The sequence below is a fragment of the Butyrivibrio sp. genome, from assembly GCF_024699075.1.
Window position 1 is genome coordinate 1 of sequence record NZ_JAILQF010000152.1, and the last position, 2,566, is coordinate 2,566.

The 2,566-nt window shown below is 39.1% G+C and carries 3 protein-coding genes; 1 reads left to right on the forward strand and 2 read right to left on the reverse strand.

Features of this window, described 5'->3' with window-relative positions; translation table 11 throughout:
- Both K6G87_RS05955 and K6G87_RS05960 read right to left on the reverse strand, forming a co-directional pair.
- Window positions 1–1,103: hypothetical protein (locus tag K6G87_RS05955; RefSeq protein WP_296834937.1), on the reverse strand; the 1,103-nt coding region annotated here is incomplete at its 3' end.
- Window positions 1,104–1,105: 2 nt separating this feature from the next.
- Entirely contained in the window at window positions 1,106–1,273 is a 168-nt protein-coding gene (locus K6G87_RS05960; protein ID WP_296834939.1) for a hypothetical protein, read from the reverse strand.
- A gap of 525 nt (window positions 1,274–1,798) precedes the next feature.
- Between K6G87_RS05960 and K6G87_RS05965 the strand changes: the two genes are divergently transcribed.
- Window positions 1,799–2,317: a hypothetical protein gene (locus tag K6G87_RS05965; protein ID WP_296834940.1), complete on the forward strand. Its 519-nt coding sequence runs from the start codon at window positions 1,799–1,801 to the stop codon at window positions 2,315–2,317.
- Window positions 2,318–2,566 lie beyond the last annotated feature (249 nt).

A 2,566-nucleotide genomic window follows, 5' to 3' on the forward strand; every position in this document is an offset into this window, starting at 1 on the left:
GCTCCTTTTATTGTTATGCCACTTTTTCCAAAGAAGAGGATCAAAAGAAGTATTATGGCAAAAGAAACTGCCATGCCGATAACGAATCTAAGCCAGTAAAGACCTTTATCTACAGGAAGGCTTCCAACCATTTCTCCTGTCTGTCCGTTTATTCCGAAGGTGTAAGAGGTGCCTTCATATTTGGTGGTCATCATCCATACAGGGAGCATGGCATATTCAGCTTTGGCATCAGTCAGATTTATATTTTCTGCTTTGGCATCAACTGTATCATAACCTGATACCTGCTCGCGCATCTTATCTCTGAAGGTGTTTTTTACACGCTCATTAGCCCTTGGTCTGGCATCATTCTCGGCAATGTCATATCTGTCTGCAAGGTAGCCGCTAAAATAGGCAGCATCATACTTCACAGCTTTAGTCATGTCAAAAGGCTCTAAAGATTCCATAACGGTGGCATCCATCTTGCTTGAAGCATCAACCGGGATTTTCTCAAAGGTCATCTCTCCGCTTCTTCTGACTCTGTAGAAATCCTTCTTCTCATATGTGTATCTGGCATCTTCTCTAGTTGATTTCTTCACGCCTTCAAAAGTCACAGTACCATCTGCCTTGCAGCTGTAAAGCCAGAAGGGAACATAAAGTCCTGTGATATTTTCGATTCTGTTACCTGATGTAAATGATTTTGGCAGTAGCTTTTTGCCTTTGACAAAGTCCTTAAGCTTTCCTTTGGCACTTTCCTTATCAACAGAAAAAGGCACAACATAATCCGGCTTATAGAGTCCTGAGAAAGACTCAGGTATTATCGCCTGATTGCCGCAATATGGGCATTCTGTAGCTGCTGTGTTATCATCAGCCACCATCTCGGCGCTACATGATGGACAGCAGTAGCCTTTTACTTTACCATTTTCATCCTGTATAAGGAGCTTTTCTGTTGTAGTCCAGGTCATGCTTGATGATGCAGCGTCCTGCTCCTCAGCTTCCTGAGCTGCCTTGGCCTGTTCTATGGAAAAACTGGCATCACAGTATTCGCAGGTCATCTCTTCAGTCTTGCCACTAAAAGTAAGCTTTGCGCCACAACATGGACATTTAAAATTAAGTACATCTCCCATAGTCATACTCCCTTCGTTGTTCCATCTATTTCTTCAGCCGCATCCTGCAGTGTTATAAGAGTTCCTATCATCTTATCCATCTTGCACTGCATGAGGGCTACCTGCTCGGCAAGGAAATCACCGTGCATGTCATTTGAGTGTAACAGTGTAAGCTTCTTTAAGTTTTTCATATCTGCAAACCTCCATTTGCCGATATATGTTATTGAGAGATAACCCTGTTTATCATATGCACTCCTTTATTCTGTCATATTTTTTCAAAAAAATAAATATGTACTAATGTACATATTTTATCTTATTTTCGTATACTTTTGTTTTGTATCATTTTTGGAAAACAGGTATATAATTATACTAATTGCTATATAAGAACGTTATTGGGGAGAGGATTTTAATAATATAAAATGTTTATAATATTGCTGATCATAGCCATAATCTGGCTTTTTGTTGGACATATCCTGATGTGGACTTTAGGAAGAAAACTTGCACCGTCTGGTGGGTTAGATTCTATTGCTAATGCTCTTTTTTATGTAATGGTATGGCGTGTATTAGTTTGGGGACCGCCCATAATACTTACTTTGGTTGGTCTTTTTTCATGGCTCTATAATAGCCACATAGGGATGATCAAATATGTTATCCTCGTAATAGTGTTCGTACTAATATTAAGAAAACCATTATACTCCGTGGGGAGTCAAATACTGATGACACCTAGAAAGAATGCAGCTGCAATTCAAAAATATGATGCATGGCTTGAGGGTAGAAAAGAGCGAGCATCTAACTATGGTGTAGCCGCCAGAACAGAATATGACTATATCTGCGAATACATCGGAAAAAAAGTTGTAGATGCTACGGTTCTTAATATTGCTCATATCTACCCAAAAACATATCAGAAAAAGAGAATTGAATATGTGAACGCCGCTCTTCAAGAAGCAACAAAAACAATTCCTCATGTTACAGGATATGAGTATATCATGGATATTACTTCTATTATTCCCAAAAGAACCAACGCTCCAGCTTACGGATATCTTCTGAATAACTCGGAGCTCATTGCTGTTTCCGAGTATTATGGCAAAAGCCTTAATACAGACCATTTTGGTGACAGGTATCAGTTTGGTAAAGTCGATTCTAATAATTTCCGCTCAAATTATCCGATGGTTGCGATCTTTTACGATGATGGAACAATGGATTTAGAAGTTACAGCCCCAGTAATTAAATACTGAGGCCGTCTCTTTTAATATTAGAACCCTTGCACACTTATTGGCTATTACATCGACATCACTGTGATAATGGACACAACGTCCGTCTTTGTCCGTATTTATTGCATAAATCAGACTATCATGTATCTCACTTTGGGATATAAGGTTAACTTCTATTACTTCTCCCATATTACTTTGTCGTTCCTTTCATCGGTTACGATATGTTCTATACCGTTATGCTCTGACTGAAGATAGTCTTTCATGAATATGGGA